Below are 4,859 nucleotides of genomic sequence, written 5' to 3' on the forward strand. Positions count from 1 at the left end.
GGGCATGGGCTGATCGGGATGCGGGAGCGTGCCTTGGCCTGCGGCGGTACCGTGCGCGCGTGGCCGGGGCCGGACGGGTTCACCGTGCTCGCGCGCCTTCCGGTTGAATGAGCCGATGGCCGACGAGACGGTGCTGAGGGTCCTGGTCGCCGACGACCAGGACCTGTTCCGGGCCGCGTTCTCGATGATCCTCGACGCCCAGCCCGATATGGCGGTCGTCGGCGAGGCCGCCGACGGGGCCGCCGCCGTGCGCGCGGCGGGCGAGCTGCGGCCCGACGTCGTCGTCATGGACGTGCGGATGCCGGGGATGAACGGGATCGAGGCCACGCAGCGGATCTGCGCGGCGCTGCCGGTGAAGGTCCTCGTCCTCACGATGTTCGACCTGGACGAGTACGTCTACGACGCGCTGCGGGCGGGCGCCGGCGGCTTCCTGCTGAAGGACATCAGGCGCGACGAGCTGGCGCAGGCCGTCCGGATCGTGGCGGCGGGCGACTCGCTGCTGGCGCCCGCGGTGACCCGGCGGCTCGTGGAGGACCTCGTCCGCCGTCCCGGCCACGGGGTGGTGCCCCGGCTCGCCGCGCAGCTCCGCGACCTCACCGAGCGCGAGGCGGAGATCCTGCGGCAGATCGCCCGGGGCCGGGCCAACGCCGAGATCGCGGGCGAGCTGTACGTCTCCGAGAACACGGTCAAGACGCACGTCAGCCATGTGCTCGGCAAGCTCGGCCTGCGCGACCGGGTGCAGGCGGTCGTGTTCGCCTACGAGTCCGGGCTGATCGTGCCCGGTAGTCCTCACGACTGAGGCGGGAAACCACTCGTCCCGACGACGCGGCGGAGGGCCCCGACGGCCGAACCTCGTCCCATGACCGTCATCGTCTCGACCCTCCTGTCGGCCGTCCTGCTGCTGTTCGGCACGGGGCTGCACCCGCTGTCCTGGCTCACCTGGCTCGCGCCGCTGCCCGTCCTGTGGCTCGCGCCCCGCACGAGCGGCCGGGCGGCCTTCGCCGCCGCGTCCCTCGCCTGGTTCGCCGGGCAGAGCCGCATGTGGCCGTACTACCTCGGCACCCTGGACGTTCCGCCCCCGGTGGCCGCCGCCATCATCGCCGGCACGGCGCTGATCTTCGGGCTGGTGACGCTCGCGTTCCGGCGGCTGCTGCTGCGCGAGTTCCCCCTGACCGCCGCCGCGACCGTCCCCGCGGCGTGGGCCGCGCTGGAGTACGTCCTGTCCCTGGCCCTGCCGCACGGCGCCTGGCTGAGCCTGGCCTACACGCAGGCGGACGTGCCGCCCGTCCTGCAGACCGCCTCGCTCACCGGCCCGTGGGGGATCACGTTCCTGGTGATGGGCGTCCCGTCCGTCCTCGCCGCCGCGGCGGCGCCCCGGGCGGCGGGGCAGTGGCGCACCTTGCTCGCCGGCGCGCTCGTCCTCGTCCTTCCGCTGGCCTACGGGTCGTGGCGGCTCCGGCAGCCGCACGACGCGTCCCCCGCCACCGTCGCCGTCCTCGGCACCGACCGGCCGAACGACTCGATCCACGTGGCCACGCCCGAGGGCCGCGACCTCCTCCGGCGGTACGCCGCCGCCATCCGCGGGACGGGCCGCGCCGACACCGTCGTCCTGCCGGAGAAGACGTTCATCGCGAACGACCGGAGCCTCCCGGCGCTGACCACCGAGTTCGGACGGCTCGCCACCGAACGCCATCAGGACATCGTCGTCGGGCTCGTCCTCGACCAGGCCGGCGCGGCCCGCAACACGGCGCTGGCCTTCCCCGCCAGGGGCGGCGCGCCCGTCCGCTACACCAAGCACCACCTCATCCCCGGGCTGGAGGACGAGCTGGAGCCCGGCACCGGCCTCGCCTTCCTGTCCCCCGGGCACGGGCTCATCATCTGCAAGGACCTGGACTTCCCGTCCCTCGTCCGCGACTACCGCAAGAGCGGGGCGGCCGTGCTGTTCGCGCCCGCCTGGGACTTCACCGATGACGCGTGGCTGCACAGCCGGATGGCCCTCGTCCGGGGCGTCGAAAGCGGGCTGACCGTGGCGCGTGCCCCGCGCGCGGGCAGGCTGCTGGTCAGCGACCCCTACGGCCGGGTCCTCGCCGAGCGCGGCACGGGCGGCACCGACTTCGCCGTGGTGACGGCCTCCCTCCCGGAGCACGCCGTCTCGACCCTCTACACCCGCCTCGGCGACTGGTTCGCATGGCTGTGCCTGCTGCTGCTCGTCCCAGCCGCGGCCGGACGGGGCCTACGGCTCCGCCCACAAACGGACAATCGATGATTTATGCAACAACCTTGCGTAAGGGTCGTTTCTATGCCACTTTGATGCCACCCGAATGTTGATCTTGGGTCGCCCCCCGCCCTCGTCCCCCACGGCACCGCCCGGAAGTCCCCCCGGGCGCGACGGGCCCCGGCGGTCCAGGAGCCGACCGTGAGGAGAACGCATGTCATTGCGCTCCAAGGTTCTGACCCTCATCACGACGCTCACCGTGACGGCCGCCGGTCTCGCGGCCGTCGGCGCCCCCGCCGCCTCGGCCGCACCGCTCGACCTGTCCAACTTCACCCTCCAGGTCGCCGACAACGCCGGCTACCTCAAGTCGAACGTCGCCGGGCTCGACACCGCGCTGCCGAACGTCGGCGTCGGCGACATCATGGCCGAGGCCAACCGCAAGGGCACCGTGACCAACGGCGCCGCCTGCAACAGCGCCGCCGTCACCGACCCCGACCGGCCCGACGACAAGCCCAAGGTGTCGGTCACCAAGAGCTTCTGCTGGCAGAACGACCCGAACGGCGAGGACGACCGCAACACCAAGAACTGGTACCCGCAGGGCGTGACCACGGTCGCCGACGCCCAGGCCGACCAGGTCTGGGGCGGGTCGAACCAGCCCCTACTCGTCAGCTGGTACTTCAAGGGCGGCGTCGGAAACACCGCGAAGGGCACCCGGGTCTCCTTCATCGACCCGAACACCGGCAGCTACCGGCACGTGCTGCTCGCCCACCCGTTCCACAACTCCGCGGGCAACGCCAGCTACACCAGCCTGCGCAACAACCAGACCGCGGGCGAGGGCTCGTCCCTGCACGCCGGAGGAATGGTCTGGTACGGCAACTTCCTCTACGTGGCCGACACCGCGCGCGGGTTCCGGGTGTTCGACATGCGCCACATCTACGACCTGAAGGCCGCGGGCGACAAGGGCAACGTCACCGACCAGGACAAGGTCGGCCGCAACGACGGCGTCTTCTACGGCTACGGCTACCGCTACGTGATGCCCGAGGTGACCCAGTGGGAGCACACCGCCTCCACCGGCCCGGCCGACTCGGAGTGCACCCAGAACGACGGCGCCCCCAACTTCTCCTTCGCGAGCCTCGACCGCAGCGGCACCGACCACCTGGTCTCGGGCGAGTACTGCGACGGCGCCCTGCCGACCAACGGTCGCGTCGCCGCCTGGAAGATCGGCGACGCGACCGTCGACGGCGAGCAGCGCACCGCCGGATCCCGGATGTACGCCGACGCCGCGTACAGCCTGCCGAGGAGCAACATCCAGGGGGCGACCCGCTTCAACGGCCGCTGGTACCTGAGCCAGAGCCACGGCGAGCCGGTGGCGGGCCAGGACGACCTGGGCGAACTCCACACCACCAGCGCCGTCACGTCCCCCACGGGCACGCTGCAGGTGGCCAAGACGCAGCCCGCCGCGATCGGCTGCGAGGACCTGTCGCACTGGCCGGCCGGCAGCGAGGACTCCCCGACGCTCGGGACGATCTGGTCCGTCTCCGAGCACCCCGACCGCCGGATGGTTTACGCCACGCTCCCGCAGTGACCTGAACGGTCCGGGGCCGCGCAAGGACGCGTGGCCCCGGACCCCTACGCGCCCGCCGCCTGAGCACGGCGGCGCTCGGCGGCGGACGCGCCGAGCGCGATGACCGTCCCGGCCGCGGCGTAGGCGGCCAGCACCCACAGAGCGCGGGTCGTGCCGTGCCCGGAGAAGTAGACGAGGTTGCGAACGGTCGTCGTCCCCGCACCCGTCGGCAGCCAATCGCCGATGGCGCGCCAGAACGCGGGCAGCAGCGACGTGGGGTAGGCGCCCCCGGCGCTGGGATTGCCGAGGACGACGAACAGCAGGATCGCCACGCCGATCCCGAGCATCCCGAGCATGATCTGGAACGCCGCGGTCGCCGCCGCCGCGGCGAACACCACCAGCGCCCCGATGAGCCACAGCTGGTAGAAATGGCCGGTCAGCGCCCCGAGAACGGGGTCGGCGATGATCGCCCCGCCGAGCCCGGACGCGATGGCGTACGCGGCGAGGGCGCCGAGGCGGATGACCGTCCGCCGCAGGTTCGCAGGACGGGCGCCCCCGGCGAGGCCGAGGATGGCGGCCGCCAGGTAGCCGCCCACGATCCAGCCCAGCACCAGGTAGAACGAGGACAGACCGCGCCCGTCCTTGGCGGCGGGCGGCCGGATGTCGGTGACCTTCACCTGCCGATGCTGAGCCGCCTCCATCCGGCTGGCGATCTCGGACGCGGTACTGGAGACGGCCGGGCCGCCCGCGGACGCGACCAGCAGCGTGTCAGTGCTGCCCCGCGGGGCGACGACGATCGCCGCGTCCACCGTCCGATCGAGGAGCTGCCCCCGCGCGGCCCGCTCGCTGGAGACGGCATGGGCCTTGACCGGGTCGCCGTCGAGCGCGTCCAACTGCGAGACGACCTTGCCCGCCGCGGGTCCGGGCGCCACCACCGCGACCGGTATGCGGTGCGGCGTAGGCGAATGGAACGCCCCGATGTAGGACAGGATGAACCCGAGCTGCAACGCGAACACGCCGACGACCAGCGCAAAGGCCCGCCACGTAACAGCATCCCGCACCTCCTCCCCCTGTCCCTTA

At 72.6% G+C, this 4,859-nt stretch carries 3 protein-coding genes and 1 pseudogene; 3 read left to right on the forward strand and 1 reads right to left on the reverse strand.

Annotated elements, in window-relative coordinates:
- Positions 1-115 precede the first annotated feature (115 nt).
- From E1298_RS44060 to E1298_RS44070, 3 genes are all read left to right on the forward strand, one after another.
- Positions 116-799 (forward strand): response regulator, encoded by a 684-nt coding sequence (locus tag E1298_RS44060; RefSeq protein WP_131903328.1) that lies wholly within the window; start codon positions 116-118, stop codon positions 797-799.
- Positions 800-859: 60 nt separating this feature from the next.
- On the forward strand, positions 860-2,266 hold the full coding sequence (locus E1298_RS44065; RefSeq protein ID WP_131903329.1) for a nitrilase-related carbon-nitrogen hydrolase: 1,407 nt from the start codon (positions 860-862) through the stop codon (positions 2,264-2,266).
- A 163-nt stretch (positions 2,267-2,429) separates the two neighbouring features.
- Entirely contained in the window at positions 2,430-3,800 is a 1,371-nt protein-coding gene (locus tag E1298_RS44070; RefSeq protein ID WP_207945218.1) for a hypothetical protein, read from the forward strand.
- A gap of 44 nt (positions 3,801-3,844) precedes the next feature.
- Here the strand turns inward: E1298_RS44070 and E1298_RS44075 are convergent.
- A pseudogene (locus tag E1298_RS44075) lies at positions 3,845-4,859 on the reverse strand (hypothetical protein); the annotation flags it as partial.

This window comes from Actinomadura rubrisoli, assembly GCF_004349215.1.
GTDB classification, from domain to species: Bacteria; Actinomycetota; Actinomycetes; order Streptosporangiales; family Streptosporangiaceae; genus Spirillospora; species Spirillospora rubrisoli.